This is a genomic window from Amycolatopsis sp. GA6-003 (assembly GCF_046267895.1).
GTDB lineage: Bacteria > Actinomycetota > Actinomycetes > Mycobacteriales > Pseudonocardiaceae > Amycolatopsis.
Genome location: NZ_CP176499.1, coordinates 4,818,978 through 4,834,219 on the forward strand (window position 1 = coordinate 4,818,978; position 15,242 = coordinate 4,834,219).

General features: G+C 68.8%; 12 protein-coding genes and 3 tRNA genes. 6 read left to right on the top strand and 9 right to left on the bottom strand.

Annotated elements, in window-relative coordinates; all coding sequences use genetic code 11:
- Positions 1-463 precede the first annotated feature (463 nt).
- The 5 genes from F9C12_RS21530 to F9C12_RS21550 form a co-directional block, all read right to left on the bottom strand.
- A complete protein-coding gene (locus tag F9C12_RS21530) occupies positions 464-2,260 on the bottom strand; it encodes a glycoside hydrolase family 9 protein (RefSeq protein ID WP_409461636.1) in 1,797 nt (598 codons plus the stop codon).
- 203 nt (positions 2,261-2,463) lie between these two features.
- Positions 2,464-2,537, bottom strand: a tRNA-Phe gene (locus tag F9C12_RS21535).
- Positions 2,538-2,568: 31 nt separating this feature from the next.
- Positions 2,569-2,642, bottom strand: a tRNA-Asp gene (locus F9C12_RS21540).
- Positions 2,643-2,656: 14 nt separating this feature from the next.
- Positions 2,657-2,729 (bottom strand) — tRNA-Glu (locus tag F9C12_RS21545).
- A gap of 371 nt (positions 2,730-3,100) precedes the next feature.
- On the bottom strand, positions 3,101-3,352 hold the full coding sequence (locus tag F9C12_RS21550) for a hypothetical protein (protein ID WP_037807458.1): 252 nt from the start codon (positions 3,350-3,352) through the stop codon (positions 3,101-3,103).
- Between the two features lie 449 nt (positions 3,353-3,801).
- On the opposite strand from F9C12_RS21550, the gene F9C12_RS21555 reads away from it, so the two are divergent.
- Complete coding sequence (locus tag F9C12_RS21555; protein ID WP_409183692.1) at positions 3,802-4,221, top strand: hypothetical protein; 420 nt, start codon at positions 3,802-3,804, stop codon at positions 4,219-4,221.
- 784 nt (positions 4,222-5,005) lie between these two features.
- Here F9C12_RS21555 and F9C12_RS21560 read toward each other — a convergent pair.
- On the bottom strand, positions 5,006-5,209 hold the full coding sequence (locus tag F9C12_RS21560; protein WP_003097368.1) for a cold-shock protein: 204 nt from the start codon (positions 5,207-5,209) through the stop codon (positions 5,006-5,008).
- Between the two features lie 457 nt (positions 5,210-5,666).
- Here F9C12_RS21560 and F9C12_RS21565 point away from each other — a divergent pair, with 457 nt between their 5' ends.
- The 4 genes from F9C12_RS21565 to F9C12_RS21580 all read left to right on the top strand — a co-directional run bounded on the left by F9C12_RS21565 (position 5,667) and on the right by F9C12_RS21580 (position 8,404).
- Complete coding sequence (locus tag F9C12_RS21565) at positions 5,667-6,875, top strand: Ig-like domain-containing protein (protein WP_409183693.1); 1,209 nt, start codon at positions 5,667-5,669, stop codon at positions 6,873-6,875.
- A 164-nt stretch (positions 6,876-7,039) separates the two neighbouring features.
- The gene (locus F9C12_RS21570; RefSeq protein ID WP_409183694.1) at positions 7,040-7,339 is read left to right on the top strand and encodes a hypothetical protein; all 300 of its coding nucleotides are present in this window, start codon (positions 7,040-7,042) and stop codon (positions 7,337-7,339) included.
- 7 nt (positions 7,340-7,346) lie between these two features.
- Positions 7,347-7,892 carry a SigE family RNA polymerase sigma factor gene (locus F9C12_RS21575; RefSeq protein WP_037807444.1) on the top strand — a complete coding sequence of 182 codons (546 nt, stop codon included), beginning with the start codon at positions 7,347-7,349 and terminating at the stop codon, positions 7,890-7,892.
- 5 nt (positions 7,893-7,897) lie between these two features.
- Positions 7,898-8,404, top strand: a complete 507-nt coding sequence (locus F9C12_RS21580) for a hypothetical protein (protein WP_409461637.1) — start codon at positions 7,898-7,900, stop codon at positions 8,402-8,404.
- Between the two features lie 352 nt (positions 8,405-8,756).
- On the opposite strand, the gene F9C12_RS21585 is transcribed toward F9C12_RS21580, so the two are convergent.
- Positions 8,757-10,115: an MFS transporter gene (locus F9C12_RS21585; RefSeq protein ID WP_409183696.1), complete on the bottom strand. Its 1,359-nt coding sequence runs from the start codon at positions 10,113-10,115 to the stop codon at positions 8,757-8,759.
- Between the two features lie 204 nt (positions 10,116-10,319).
- On the opposite strand from F9C12_RS21585, the gene F9C12_RS21590 reads away from it, so the two are divergent.
- Positions 10,320-10,898, top strand: coding sequence for a PaaI family thioesterase (locus F9C12_RS21590; RefSeq protein ID WP_409183697.1), 579 nt, complete (start codon positions 10,320-10,322; stop codon positions 10,896-10,898).
- 243 nt (positions 10,899-11,141) lie between these two features.
- On the opposite strand, the gene F9C12_RS21595 is transcribed toward F9C12_RS21590, so the two are convergent.
- Positions 11,142-13,604, bottom strand: a complete 2,463-nt coding sequence (locus F9C12_RS21595) for a tetratricopeptide repeat protein (protein WP_409467050.1) — start codon at positions 13,602-13,604, stop codon at positions 11,142-11,144.
- Between the two features lie 699 nt (positions 13,605-14,303).
- Positions 14,304-15,236: a glutamate ABC transporter substrate-binding protein gene (locus F9C12_RS21600; protein WP_409186816.1), complete on the bottom strand. Its 933-nt coding sequence runs from the start codon at positions 15,234-15,236 to the stop codon at positions 14,304-14,306.
- Positions 15,237-15,242: the final 6 nt, after the last annotated feature.

Below are 15,242 nucleotides of genomic sequence, written 5' to 3' on the forward strand. Positions count from 1 at the left end.
CTCCGCAGCCCGCCGAACCAACGACGGCGAGCCCACGGCGACCTGCACGATTCGCCCCGGGCACGGTCAATGCCATGGCCGCTGAACCAACGCCCACGGCTTACCCGTTCGCGCTCGCCACCGAGACCCCGCCGGGCCACACGATCGGTCTTGTCCCTGCACGACGAAACCCACGCCAAGGCACGGCTCGTGGTCCGCGAATGCGGCACACTCCCGTGAGAAGCCCGGCGTCACCGTGCCAGCGCAGCCAACTAACCCGCACCGGCCACTGGCTCGCAGGCAGATGCAACCCACCTCCGACGGCCTAGATCGCCTTCCACCGCGACCGAATCCAGGCACCATCCGGCACGATGCAGCTCACCCCGAGCAAGACCCCGCTCCGCGAATCTCACCCTTCGTGACGAGAACCAGCGAAACCTCCGCACATCTCCGGGTCACCAAAAACAGGCATAGCCGACCCAGCTCAGTCACCCACCGCGACCGCGTACAGGTACCACGTCGAGTGTGGCAGCCATTGTTCATCCCATCGCCAATCGTCGTCCTTTCCGGTGACCACGTAACCGCGGTCCCACGCTATTCCGCTGCCGTCCTCGTTCAAGCCGGTGATGCCGTTGACAATCCCGCCCGCCGTCGGCAGGAACTGCCACGACCCGAGCCAGCTGTACTGCGGGTTGCCGTGGCCGTTGCCGTCGAGCATGCACACGCCGTACGGGTTGCTGCCGCAGATCCAGTTCAGCTGGTCAGCCGCGTACGAGCGCAGGCGTGCCGCGAATTCGCCGGAAAACCGTTGCGCGGCAAGGCGAGCGGCGGTCGCCAGCGACGCGATCCGTGCGTTCTCGCCCTGCCACCACTGGTCTTTCGCGCGCGGAGTGACGTTGTGCGGGAAGAAAAACGAGCTATACCTCTTACCCTCCCCATCTTGCACAAGATTCCGCGCATACCCAAACGGGTTAGGCACCTCGGCAGTCACCGCGAGTTCGAACTCCAGCGACCGCCGCACCACGTTCAGCACCTCGGAAACCGTTGCCGCGTCGGCGATCTCGGCGTATGCGAGCAGGCTGAGCACCGGGAGGCCGGCGTCCGAGGGATGGAAGTACGGCCGGTCGCCGTCGTCCGCACGCCAGTAGTCCCGGTAGGACTTCCAGGAAACCAAGCGCCGCACCAAATTCCGCGCCCGGCGATCCGCCGCTTCGCGGTATACTGGCTTCTTGGTCACCTGGTACAACTCGACCGCAGCCAGCAGCGCACCGTAGTCGTCCTGGATGTTTTCCTTGCCGTCATTGGTCATCTCGACGTTGTGCTGCTCCAGGAAGTCGAAAGCAGCCTCCGCCGCCGCCAGATACTCCTCGTGCGAGTAGTCGCCCGACGCGTCCAGCGTGGTCGCCGCAGCCAGTGCCGCGATCGCGACCCCGCCGCCCTCGCGGTAATTCACCTGGACGGGTTCGCCGTCGCTGTTCGCCAGGACGTATCGCAGCTTCGGGTCCTTCGGCGGACCAGGCTGGATAACCGACATGACGAACGTGCCGTCCGCGAGCTTGACCCGGCGCAGGTAGTCGGCACCGAACAGCGCCTCGTCGGCCAGCCAGGTCCGCAGTTGGGTGAAGTTGGTGTCGCCGCGCGCGGTGAGCCGCTGGTACGCCTTGGCCAGCACCCAGGCGGTGAGCGGGATCTGCAGGGTGTTGAAGTAGCTGCGGTCCGACAGTTGAGTGAAGTGCTTGCCGAAGTCGCCGGTCGCGTCGTACCAGCCGCCGTGGGCGTCCATGACCTGCGTGCCCTTGGGGCCGATCGGCGCTTGCCGGTCCTGGCGATCGAACCGGTCCGAGCTGCGGGTGCCCTTGAAGTAGTGCACGACATGGGAGAGCGTGTAGCGCTCCAGCACGAGCGGGCCGACGCGAAACGGCTGAGACCGCCCGTCCGCCGCGAGCACGACATACTCGCCTTCGGTCTTCAGCGCGGAGAAGTCCGCGGTCCAGTAATGCCGGCCGTCCCATCCCGGCACCTGAGCCGCCGGTCGCGGGCTCCCGGTGAAGACGGCCTTCCCGGTGGCGACGTCCACGACGGTGAACCTCGGAATCGCCCGCGGCGACTCGGCCGCCAGCACTGCCCGCTTGGGCGCGCCGGGCGCGTACCCGACGTTGTTCGCGTAAACCGCCACCCCCGGCTGCGCTTCGACAGCCTCGGCCCCGAACGGACTCACCACTCCGACCCCCACCGCCGCGGACCCGGCCAGGAAACCGCGCCGCCCCATCTCTCCCGGCATTCTCGACCTCCAGTGGTCCAGACCTTTGAGATGTCATCGAGGCTAGGGAGCGAGCCGGAAGGTTGGCAAGACTGCTTCCGAATGGCGAAACCGCTGCCCGGCGGTGACTCTCCGCCAGCTCCACGCCCGCCGCCCGCACCGCGGCCCGGCGACGAAAAAGCCCCCATCCGGCGGGATGGGGGCTGCTTCACTGAAATTCGCTGTGGCCAGGGCCGGGGTCGAACCGGCGACCTTCCGCTTTTCAGGCGGACGCTCGTACCAACTGAGCTACCTGGCCGGGAACGCCGGCTAGGAGCCGAACGATCTTGCGACCCTGACGGGACTCGAACCCGCGACCTTCGCCGTGACAGGGCGACGCGCTAACCAACTGCGCCACAGGGCCTTACTGGTACTGCGTACTCCCAACGGGATTCGAACCCGCGTTGCCGCCTTGAAAGGGCGGAGTCCTAGGCCGCTGAACGATGGGAGCCCGACCGGTTTCGGAGGACCGACCGACCGCGCTCTCAGGTGTTCCCCTGGGAGCGATTACAAGCATAGGGCACGTTCCGGGGGCCGTGCACGGGGGGTTCCTTAAGCGATCGACAAGCCTCCGACCTGCGATAACGTCCAGGCTGGCGACCTGACCGCGCCGCTTCCCGCCGATCGCCCGCCACGAAGCCGAGCCAGCCGATCGGTGTGCGCCACGCCACTCTACGCCGGAGACGGCCCGGCCCGCCGGGAATCCAGGCCGGCCCAGCCCGTGCTTCCCGGCCATCGAGACACGACTTCGAGGCAAATATTCACCAGCCGACCGCTCTCCCCGGGTCGAGCCAGCCTCAGCTCACGCGACGACAGCCCGGATCAGCGCTGCACCGGCGCCTGGCCGTCGTCGCCCGGACTTAGCCCGAGCATCTCCAGCAACTGCGCGCAGTCCTCCACGTCGAGCGCACCGGCCGCGACGGCGAGCCGGGCCCGGCGGACCTGGTCGTCGGAGACTCGTTGCCCTTCCGACGACCCGCGCTGCGCCGGCACGCCGCCGGACAGTGACGTGCTCCCCCCGTCGGCACCTTCGTACCGAAGGAGGAACTGACGAACTTCGACCGATCCGCTCATGGCCCCTCCATGCGGTTCGCAACAACTGGCCGCGAGGCTAACCAGCGGCGAGCAGCACCGGCAGCCCCCCGGAGAGTGAACCTGCGAACACTCTCCGAAGCTTCCCTGGTAACGCATTCCAAGATCGCGCAGAACGATTTCTCCCGGCTTCCCCTCGCCGATCCCCGGAACTCGTGCAACAATCGGTGTTGCTGACACACCCCCGGTCAGCGCCTGTGGAGATCCCCTCCGACCCCCGCGTTCCTCCCCCTGGCGCGGGGGTCTCTCCATTTCCGCACCCGGCGCTGACCTGCGGATCTACTCTCGGTACCGAGATCGACAGACAGTCGCGAAATGTGTTTACCGACTGGGCTGAACAGGTGATCGAATTAGGCTTGCCGGGCACGGAAATGCGTGTGTCGTGGCTCACAGTGGTTTCTTTGCCGAGACCCAACCGTTATCGTGTCCGCGTGCCTCTTCCCTCCCTCGGCCGCCTCAGCAGCCGCACGAATCTCAAAGCCGTCTCGAGCGGGCGGCATCGCAATGCCGCCAAGGCCGCCGGCGACGAAGTCGTCGAGGACAAGGAGCTCACCAGCTACCTCGCCGCGCTCGCCCCGGACTCCGACCCGGAGAGCACCGGCACCGGCAGCCGCTTCGGCGACGCGCAGGTCTACCAGCTGCGCATGAACCTCATCGCCAGCCAGCAGCTCAAGGACCTCGCCGTCGCCCGGAACCTGACCCCGCAGGCGTTGGCGCAGGAATGGATCCTGGAGCGCCTTTCGTGGGAGGGCCAGGCCGCCTCCGCCCAGGAACGCCGCCACTCCGACGCGATGACCGACGAGTTCCACATCCCGGCGGGCACGTTCGACCAGCCCCTCGTCGGACGCTGACCCCGCCCCCCTGAACGAAAACCCCCGGCTTCCCCCGACGGCCGGGGGTTTTCCCTTTCCGGGGTCGGACGACGGCTGGCTTCCCGATGAGTGGGACGATCCGCGATTCCGCCGACGGGCTGGCCGGCCTCGGGCGGGAACCGGGCGGCGCGGCGGGACGGGCCGCGGCAGGAGGACATCGAGCGCTCCGGCGGTTGCCTCAGCCGCGGCCGTCAGCTCAGGCAAACAACTCCGCCGCAGCCGCCAACCCCGCCAACCGACTCCGCCGCAACCACCAACTCAGGCGGCCAACTCCCACCGCAGCCGCCAACTCCGCCAAACCAACTCCGCCGCAGCCGCCCGCCCGGCCAGCCAACTCAGCCGCAGCCGCCAGCTCCGGCAGCCAGCTCAACCGCAGCCGCAAGCCCAGGCGGGCAACTCAGTTGCGCCCACCAGCCCGGCCAGCGATGTGCCAACCCACCCACCACAGCGGCCCGCACCACCCGATCGGGTCGGCTTCGCGTACCCACTCACAGTCGAGCAACCAACCGATCCGGCGTCGCCCGTACGTGCTCGGCCCCGCGCGCCATCCAGCCACCAACCCCAGGACCCACACACCCGGCCAACCAACCCGGCCCGAGCAAGCCGCACCGCACCCCACCCGCGACCCCACCCCGCCCGGCCCTAACCGCGGCAACCGTCGTTCCAACCATTCCCCACAACGGAACCCGCAATGAAAAAAGGCCCCGACGGGAAATCCCGTCGGGGCCCTTCATTCAGGCCTGAGAAAACGCGCGGGCCTGACTCAGATCGCGCGGACCTTCTGGGCCTGCGGGCCCTTCTGCCCCTGGCCGACCTCGAACTCCACTCGCTGGTTCTCCTCGAGGGTGCGGAAGCCGCGTCCCTCGATCTCCGAGTAGTGCACGAAAACGTCGCCTTCGCCGCCGTCCTGCGCGATGAAGCCGAAGCCCTTCTCCGCGTTGAACCACTTCACAGTGCCTTGCGCCACCGCTGTACTCCTCGTAACAGATCCGCTTCGAATGCCACCGAAGCGGCACCCAGGCCGTCCCGGGCGGTTCCAACGAGACGAGCGAAGAGCTTTTCGGCCCCACGGCTCGCGTCAGAAGTTCCGCGAGTGTGAAGCCACGAACACGCAAAACGACGGCCTGGTCAGCAGCCTACCGGGATCTCACCAAATCTGAACCCCGTTGATCGCAAGGATCGGTTCCGTCGTGCGCGCATCACCGGAACGTCGTATCGCCGTTTACGCAGCGCGGTCGGCCGCCTGGCTAGTCTGATCCAGTACCCCCAGCACACTTCGAGGATGCACAGTGCGCGGTCGATCGAACCGCCTCCGTGATGATTACTCGGCGCAGTGTGATGCTGGTCACCCCTTATCCGGTGAACGCGATGGCAGGCCGGGACGTCTTGGTGTTCGGGGTACCAAGGGGAGATTGGGGATCGGTGTGACAATCCGACACTTCGCACGCCGCCGGGCCGGCGTCGCGGTGCTGGGCTTGATCGCCGCGCTCACGCTCGGGGCGTGCAGCAGCGGCGGGTCGAGCGTGAACGCGGGCGGGACCGCTGGCGGCGGACCTACCGAGGCACCTGCCTCGCCCGCGAAACCGGCGGCCGTGGCGCTCACGCCGGCTTCCGGGGCGGGCGACGTGGCGCCGGGCGCACCGGCGAAGGTGACCGTCACGGGCGGCACCCTCGGGGCGGTCACGCTCACCAACGCCGAGGGCAAGCAGGTGCAGGGGCAGCAGTCCCCGGACAAGAAGAGCTGGAGCAGCACCGAAGACCTCGGCTACGGCAAGACCTACACCTGGTCCGGCCAGGCCACCGGCGAGGACGGCAAGCAGGTCCAGATCAACGGCTCGTTCACCACGGTCAAGCCGCGTCGGCAGATGCAGGGCAGCCTGAACGTCGGCGACGGCCAGACCTACGGCATCGCGATGCCGATCGCGCTCACGTTCCCGAGCGCGGTCAAGGACAAGGCCTCCGTCGAGCGCGCGCTGTCGGTGGAGACCACGCCGAAGACCGAGGGCGCGTGGGCGTGGCTCAACGGCGACACTTCGGTGCACTGGCGGCCGAAGGAGTACTTCAAGCCGAACACGAAGGTCGTCGTCTCGGCCAACATCTACGGCGTTTCGATGGGCGACGGCGTCTACGGCAAGCAGGACGTCTCCGCGAGCTTCACCATCGGCCGCTCGCAGATCGTCAAGGGCAACACCCAGGAACACACCATGCAGGTCATCCGCGACGGCCAGCAGGTCATGGACTTCCCGGTGAGCTACGGCCTCGACTCCGACCCGGGCCGGGTCACGCACAGCGGCACGCACGTGGTGATGTCGAAGCACGCGACGTACTCGATGAGCAACCCGCGCTACAACTACACCGACGTCAACGTGCCGTGGGCGGTCCGGATCTCCAACAACGGCGAGTTCATCCACGGCCTCGCGGCGTCGATCTGGGCGCAGGGCAAGAAGAACATCTCGCACGGCTGCCTCAACCTGTCGCCGGCGAACGCGAAAACCTACTACGACAGCGTGCTTCCCGGCGATCCGGTGGAGATCTCCGGCAGCACCCAGCAGCTGGGCGCGAAGGACGGCGACTACAGCGACTGGACCTACGACTGGGCGGCGTGGACCAAGCTGTCGGCGCTGGCCGCCTGAGCGCAGGCGAACCAGCACCAACCGGACGGCCGGGAGCTCTCCAACGCTCCCGGCCGTTCGGCTGTCCCGGCCGGAAAAAATCCGATGCAACCCCGGCGAGGGCCGACCGCATGACTAGAGCAGAGGAGCGCCACCCGGCGCTCGCCTGAACCAGGAGGAAACTCGTGCGTGTTCGCTTCGCTCTCGCCATCGGTTCGCTGCTGCTCGCCGGAGGCGCGCTGACCGGCGGCGCGGTCGCTTTCGCCGCGGACGCTCCGCCGTCGGTCTCGCAGCCGGCCCCGCAGAAGACCGGAGCCCCGGCAGTCTCGCCCGGCGCTCCCACCGCAGCACCGGCTCCGGCACAGCGCTCGACGGCCGCGCCGAAGGTCGCCGCGCCGGGTCAGCCGGCGAAGTCCAAGCGCGTCCCGACCGCGGTGCCCGCGGGCCCGACCGGCGACCTGCACCTGCCCTCGGTCTGGGGCTGATCGCCCGGTGCCCTCCCGCTCCCGTCCGGCGTCCGGGCAGAGCTCACCGTGGGACGGTGAGTTCGCCCGGTACTTCGGCGAGCGCGCGCACAGCCTGCGGTCTACCGCCTACCTGCTTTGCGGGGACTGGCACCGGGCCGAAGATCTCGCGCAGGCGGCGCTGCTCAAGCTGTACCTCGCCTGGCCGCGGCTGGCCCGGCACGACGCGCTCGACGCTTACGCGCGCAAAATCGTGCTGCGCACTTTCCTCGCGGAAAACCGCCGCAGCCGCTGGAAACGGGAGCGGCTCACCGACGCACCACCCGACGTTCCGGCTCCGGCCGCCGAGACCGAACACGACCAGCTGATCCAGCAGGCACTCGCCGCGCTGGCCCCGCGCCAGCGCGCGGTGCTGGTGCTGCGGTACTTCGAGGACCTGTCGGTCGAAGAGACCGCCGCGGCTCTCGGCTGCCGGACCGGAACGGTGAAGAGCCAGGCCGCGCGCGGTCTGGCCACCCTGCGGACCCGGTTGGGCCCGCATTTCGAGGCATTGCCCGTCCCGGGAGGGAGGTGAACGAGATGGTCCCCGACGACAGAGACGCCGACGACGTGCGCGCCTTGTTCGCGCGGACGCCGGACGGCCCGCCGATGCGACTCGACGCGGCGGACGTGATCGTGCGCGGCGCCGCCGTCCGCCGCAAACGCAAGCGCTGGGCGGTCGCGGGCAGCTCCGCCGCGACGGTCGCGGTACTCGTGGTGGCCGGTCTCGCGGTCGGCAACCGCGGGGCCGAGCAGCCTCCGGTCATGCCGGCCGGACCGGGACTCGCCACCGTCTCGCCCGCCCCGTCCAGTCCGGTCGCGCCGATGAAGGTTCCGCCGGGTCCGGTACAGCTCCCGACGCCCGGTCCGAAGGTGAGCCCTGGCTCGCCGGGCAAGGAACCGCCGACGGAGCCGACCGGTTCGCCGGCGGGTGCGTCCCGGGTGCCGGAACCGCCGCGGGCGCATCCGACCACGACCGCACAGGCCCCCGGGTCCCTGCGTTCACCTGCGGGAAGCGTCTCGTTACCCAGCTCGACCTCCGGCTGAAACGCATTCGCGGCAAGAGTGGCGGACGTCACCGGATTCAGTGGGTTTTCGACGAAATATCCCGGGCTTTCGGGGCGATGTTCTCAGTGGCGGCCGGAGCGGTCGTCGAACCAGTCGCTCAGCCGGCACGCCATTGGCCGGCCCGAGAACCTGAGGAGGAAGCACCATGGTGCTCGTCGCACTGATGATCGAAACCGTTGTTGCCGTCGTGGTCGCCGGTGGCCTGGCAGCTTGGGCCCGCAAGCGCTTCGCTCCGCAGGCGGTCGAGGCGACGCAGAACAGCTGACTTCGAAAACGAAAACCGCCCTCTGTCCTCAATGGACGGAGGGCGGTTTCGCGTTGGCTCAGCTGCTCACTTGCTGGCTCCGGCGAGCTTGCCGCCGGTGTCCGCGGTGTCGATCTGCTCGATCGGCACCCGGGCCGTCTCCGGGATCTTGATGATCGGGACGAGCGCGATGAGGGCGGCGATGATCAGGTAGTACGCCGGCCAGTCCGCGTTGCCGGTGCCGTCGATCAACGCCGTGACGATCACGCCGCAGGTGCCGCCGAACAGCGACGTCGAGATGTTGTAGCCGATGGCGAACGAGCCGTAGCGCACGCGCGTCGGGAACATCGCCGGGAACGTCGAGCCGATGACCGCGAGCATCAGCGCCAGCAGGATCGCCACGACCAGGAAGCCGACGATCAGCCACAGCAGGCTGCCGCTCTGCATCAGCTTGATGCTCGGCCAGCTCAGCACGATGAACCCGATGGCCGCGGTGAGCAGCAAGGGTTTCCGGCCGATCCGGTCGGACAGCGCGCCGAGCGGGATCAGCAGCGCGAACTGCACGATTTCCACGCCGATGATGATCAGGCTGGATTCGGTGTCGCCGATGTGCAGGGTCGACGTGAAGTACGTCGGCATGGTCGTCAGCAGCATGTAGTCGGCGATGTTCAGCAGCAACACGATCCCGATCAGGTTCAGGATCATCCGCCAGTTGCGCTGGATGGTCTCCTTGAGCGGGGCCTTCTTCGCCTTCTCGCCCGCCGCCTCGAGCCGGCGGAACTCCGGCGTGTCCTCGAGCTTCGACCGCAGGTAGAGCCCGATGGCGCCGATCGGAAGCGCGATGAAGAACGGGATCCGCCAGCCCCACGAGTCGAACTGCTCGGTCGACAGCGACAGGTAGGTGATCAGCACGACCGAGTTGCCGAGCACGTAGCCGGCCAGCGTGCCCATCTCCAGGAACGAACCGAAGAAACCGCGCCGTTTGGTGGGCGCGTATTCGGCGATGAACGTCGCCGCGCCGCCGTACTCGCCGCCGGTCGAGAAACCCTGGACGAGCCGCAGCAGCAAGATCGCGATCGGGGCCGCGATGCCCATGCTGTATCCGCCCGAATACGTCGGCAGCACGCCGACCAGGAAGGTGCAGCCGGACATCAGCAGGATGGTGAGCGCGAGGACCTTCTGCCTGCCGAGCTTGTCCCCCAACGGGCCGAAGAACGCTCCGCCGAACGGTCGCACGATGAAGCCGACGGCCAGCAGGGCGAGCGATTTCAGCACCGCGTTGCCCTCGCCGGGGAAGAACAGTGTTCCGATACTGGTCGCGATCGCCCCTGAGGTGAAGACGCCGTAGTCGTACCACTCGGTCGCGTTACCCATCGCGGACGCGATCACCGCGCGTTTGACTGTTCTCTGATCGACCTCGGGTTTCCCCGTCTTTGGCTCACTCATCCCGGCGGTGACCTCCTCCTGCACACGTCCCGGTCCATCCGTAGGAGCACATTTCCCCAGTCTTGACCCGTTGAACCAAGCTGGCAGGATGAGTCGCGAAATTTCTACCGTGCGGAATTTTCCGACTACCCTGCGCTGAAGAAAGACAGACGAGCCGGTCAGGGCGGGTGCCGGCGGGTCCTTCCGCCGGGTTAACGTCGTCGCATGAGTCCTGTTTCCGGCCCGTGGCCGCCGGTGCCGGTGGAGCCGCCGGAGATCCACCCGAAAGCCCCCGCGCCCGGCACCGAACTAGGCGCCCACTTCGCCGAATGCTTCGGCTGCGGCGACGAGGTGGACGACGGCCTGCATCTGCGCTCAGCCATCGGCGAGGGCTACACGGTGCACTCGAAGTTCACCGTGACCTCCGCCCACCAGGGCGCCCCCGGCCTAGCCCACGGCGGCCTGCTGGCCTGCGCCTTCGACGAGGCACTCGGCTCCACGGTAGGCAACCTGCTGCACCGCCCCGCGGTGACGGGAAAGCTGGAGACAGACTTCCGCCGCCCGGTGCCGGTCGGGTCGACGCTGTACATCGAAGCCCGCCTGGACGGCATCGCAGGCCGAAAGATCTACGTAAGCGCAGACGGCCACCTAGACGCACCCGACGGCCCAGTGGCGGTCAACGCCAGGGCGGTGTTCATCGCGGTGGGCTTCGAACACTTCAGCACCCACGGCGACCCGCAAGCACTGGAAAAGCTGGCGGAACAGCACCGCCGCAACAAACGCGAGTGGGACATCAACCCGTAACCCGCAGCCGGTGCACCCAACGAGCGAGGCACCCAGCACTAAAACCGCAGCCGGTGCACCCAAAGAGCGAGGCACCCACACCTCCCCCCGCCCCCGATACGAAGCCTCCCTGCGGTTCGGGGGTGCTTGTCAAGGCATCTTTCCCGCCTTGACAAGCACCCCCGAACCGTCAGCACAATCAAGCTTCGGGGGCCCCACGCAACCCATCAACAGCAATGTCGCCCGCCAGGGCGACGAGCCAACTCAGGTCAACGTCCGAGGCCGAATCGCATTAGCCCGATCCACCAACGCAATCCGATCACTAGCGTTGTCCGTCAACCGAGCCAACGACCGGTAACACCGCTCCAGCCCGAACCGAACGTCCCGCTCCTCCAACTCACACCCCAGCACCTTCGAAGCCCCGGACTTAACCTGCCCAGGCACCTTCAACCAGTCGTATGCCGCCTCAAGCACCTCCGCGCTGAGCCGCGTGTGCCGCTCGGCGTCGAGGTTGAGCCGCTGCAACCGCCCCGAAGCGTCGACCAGGTCGCCCTCCGTGACAGTCGGATGCTCGCCGGTACCGACTCCCTGAGCCCGAGTCTTGATCTTGATCGCAGCGACCTGCGCGTCCACGTAATGCGTAGAAGTAGCCGGAACCCCCTCCAGCACCTCCACCGCGCTCTCCCGCGCCCCCTGCGCCAGATACACCCGCGCAAGCCCGAACGCCGCACTCACATAAGTCCGGTCAGTCCGCCACACCAGCTCGTAAAACCGAGCCGCGCCAAAGTAATCCCCCACCCCTTCAGCACTGACCGCCAACGCCAGCTTGGGCGCGATCTCCCCGGGCAGATCGTCGTAAACCGCGTCGAACGCCACGTGCGCCACCCGCGGCCGCCCACCGGCAAGCTCGATCAGCCCGCGATACCAGTCGATCCGCCAGTCATGCGGAAACCCATGCCAGATCGCCAAATACTGCGCAGCCTGCAGCTGCCGCTGAGCCTCCACGAACTCGCCCAGCTCGATCCGAGCCCGCACGATCCGCAACCGCACCTCAATCGACTCCCGCGGCGCGGTGGCCAACGCCTCGATCGCCTCATGCGGATCCAGCGCGGTCGTCGTCGCGAGCACACCAGCGGCCGGGTCGTCCGTGTCGACCTGCGGAATCGGCAGTCCGGCCACCACCTCGGCCGCATCCGGCAACGGCACCCGCTCCCCCTGCTCGGGCACCACCAGATGAACGCCGAACGTCCGGCTCTCCGGCCCGAACACCGTCGACGCGGCAGGCCGCGGCTGCCCGGTCCCGAGCGCCATGATCTCGCGCAAGACCCCGGTCAGCTGGTCCGCCATGTCGTCCGCGGCGATGAACCGCCGATCCGGATCAGCGTGCGTGGCCCGCTTCAGGAACCGGTAATACGACCCGAAAAGCGCGAACAACGGCACCTGGTCCGGCCCGGGCAGCGTGTTCTTGTACTCGCGGGTGTACCCGGCGAACTCGAAGCTCAGCACGGCCAGCGTCCGGCCGACCGTGTACAGGTCCGAGGACACCGACGCGCCCTGCGAGGCCAGCTCGGGCGCGCTGTAGCCGGTGGTGAAGAACAGCGGGCTCTCGTAGTCGTCGATCCGCCGCACCGCGCCGAGGTCGATCAGCTTGAGCTGCTCGCGGGTCTGGATGACGTTGTCCGGCTTGAGGTCGCAGTACAGCAGACCCTGGCTGTGCAGGTAGCCGAGCGCGGGCAGGATCTCCAGGCCGTACGCGATGACCTGGCCGATCGGCAGCGGCTCCGGCCGGTTGCTCTCCCGGTGGTGCTGCAGCGCGAGCTGGCGCAGCGACTGGCCGCCGACGTACTCCATCACGATGTAGCCGACGGTGTTGCCGGTCTGCGGGTCCGGATGCTGCACGAAGTTGTGGATCTTGACGATGTTCGGGTGCTCGACCTCGGCGAGGAACCGCTGCTCGTTCGCCGCGGCGGCCATCGCGGTGGAGTCGCCGGTGTCGATCAAGCCCTTCAGCACGACCCAGCGGTCGGACACGTTGTGGTCCTTGGCCAGGTAAATCCAGCCGAGACCGCCGTAGGCGAGCGCGCCGAGCACCTCGTACTGGCCGCCGACCAGCTCGTGCGGCTTCAGCTTCGCGACGAACGAGAACGGCGTGCCGCACTTTTCGCAGGTGCCCTCGGGTTCGCCCGGCTGCCCGTCCTTGCCGCGGCCGACCTTCGCGCTGCAGTTGCCGCAGAACCGCTTGTCCTCGGCTACGACCGGGTTCGCCAGCACCGCGGTCGACGGATCGCGGTACGGCACCGGAGGCACGTCGATGAGCCCCGCGCCGAGCCTTCCGCGCCGGGAGCGGCGGGTGCCGCGAGAGCCGGTGCGCCGCGAGGTGCCGGGGAACGAACCGGTCCCGGTGCCCGTGCCGGTGCCTTGCGAGCCCTGCGAACCGTGCGTGCCGGTGCCGTGGCCCTCGCTGCCTCCGGAGGGCAGGACGCTGTCCGTGCCGTGGTCGGGCAGCGGGCCGCCGTCGGCGGGGGCCACCCGCGGGGTCGGCGGCATGATGCTCTGGGTGTGCGGCGTCGGGCTGGCCAGCACGCTGGTCGGCATCGGCGCGGCCGGGTCGACCGGAGCGACCGGCTGGTTCGACTGCGGCAGGATCACCGGCGCGAGGTCGCCCGGCGGACGCGTGGGGGCGTCCCCGCCGTCAGCCGGCGGCTTGCCCTGAGCCGCGGCACCCATCGGGATCGGACCGGAGTTCGGGCCGGTGGCGCGGTTCTCCGGCGGCCGGGACGGCCGGTTGCCCTGCGTCTGCTGCGGGCGGTTCGGCGGCACTGGCCGTTGCCCGGTGCGCGACTGCGGCGGGTACGGCTGGCCCTGCGACGGCGGCGCGGGCTGACCGGGATACGGCTGGCCTTGCGACGGCGGCTGGCCCTGCGGACGGCCTTGCGGCATCGGCTGGCCAGCGCGCGGAGCCGGACGGCCCTGCGTCCGCGGCTGCTGCCCGGCCGGTCCAGGCTGACCGGGCTGTCCGGCCGCGCCTGGCTGTCCGGGCTGGCTCGGCTGCTGGGCCTGGCCCGGCTGAGCGCCTGGCTGAGCGCCCCGCTGAGCCTGCTGCCCGGGTTGCCCGGCCGGAGCACCCGGAGCGCCCTGCGGACGCTGCACCGGAGCGCTGATCAACGTCTCCGCGTCGGGATCCGCCTGCGGGTTCAGCCGTCCGGACACCGACGGTTCCGGGGTGTCCCAGCGCACCGGCGGCGGCGGGGTCCACTCGGCCTCGCCCCGCCCGGACGGCTGGTCCGCGGCCTTCGCCTCGTCGCCGTCCCCCTCCGGTGCTGCGTGCCGAGGACGGCGCGCCTCCTCCGACACAACTACCTCCCGAGCTCCCCGCGGCAAACCTGCCGCTCAAAACGTACAACTCGCGCCGCGAGACCGGCCTGGTCACCCGTATTGCGGGGACGGCGGGCTCGCCGGTCCCAGCCGCGCGCCGACCCAGTTCTGGTAACTGTTCGCCCAGGTGCCGTCGCCGCGGATCTTCTCGAGCACCGCGTTCACGAAGCGGACCAGGTCCTCCTCGTCCTTCGGGATCCCGACGCCGTAATTCTCCTGCGTCATCTTCTCGCCCGCGACCTTCACCGTCGGGTCCTGCGCGGCCATGCCGGCCAGGATCGTGTCGTCCGTGGACACCGCGTCGACCTGGCCCTGCTGCAGCATCACCAGGCAATCCGACCAGTTCGGCACCGACACCGCGACCGGTTTGGCCGGGTCGGTGGCGATCTTCGCGAGCGAGGTCGACTTCGCCGCCGCGCACACGCGTTTCCCGGCCAGGTCGGTCAGCGACTGCGCGTTCGACGACTTCGGCACCAGGATCTTCTGCCCGGCCACGTAGTACACCGACGAGAACTGCACCTGCTTGCGGCGGGCGCAGGTGATGCTGTAGGTCCGGACCACCACGTCGACCTGGTGTTCCTTCAGCACGGTTTCCCGCTGCGACGACGTGATCGCCCGGTACTGCACGTGCCCGTCGGACCCGAAGATCTGCTTGGCGATCTCGTTGACCAGGTCGATGTCGAAGCCCTCGAGCTGGCCGGTCTTCGGATTCCGGAAGCCGAACAGGTAGGTCGTCTGGTCGACGCCGGCGATGAGCTTCCCGCGTTGCTTGATCTTCTGCAGGCTCGGTCCGGAGGTGTCCAGGCCATTCGGCGCGAGGCTGGCCAGCGGATTGCAGCTGGTGTCGGAATCGCCTCCGGCCGCGGCGTCCGGGCCGCCGACGCCCGCCGGGGTGGGCCAGGCCGCGTCGGTGACTGGCGCGGCCTCCATCGGCTGGGCCGCCGTCCCGCAGGCGGCGGCGAGAATCGCGACCACCGCGAGCACGGCAGT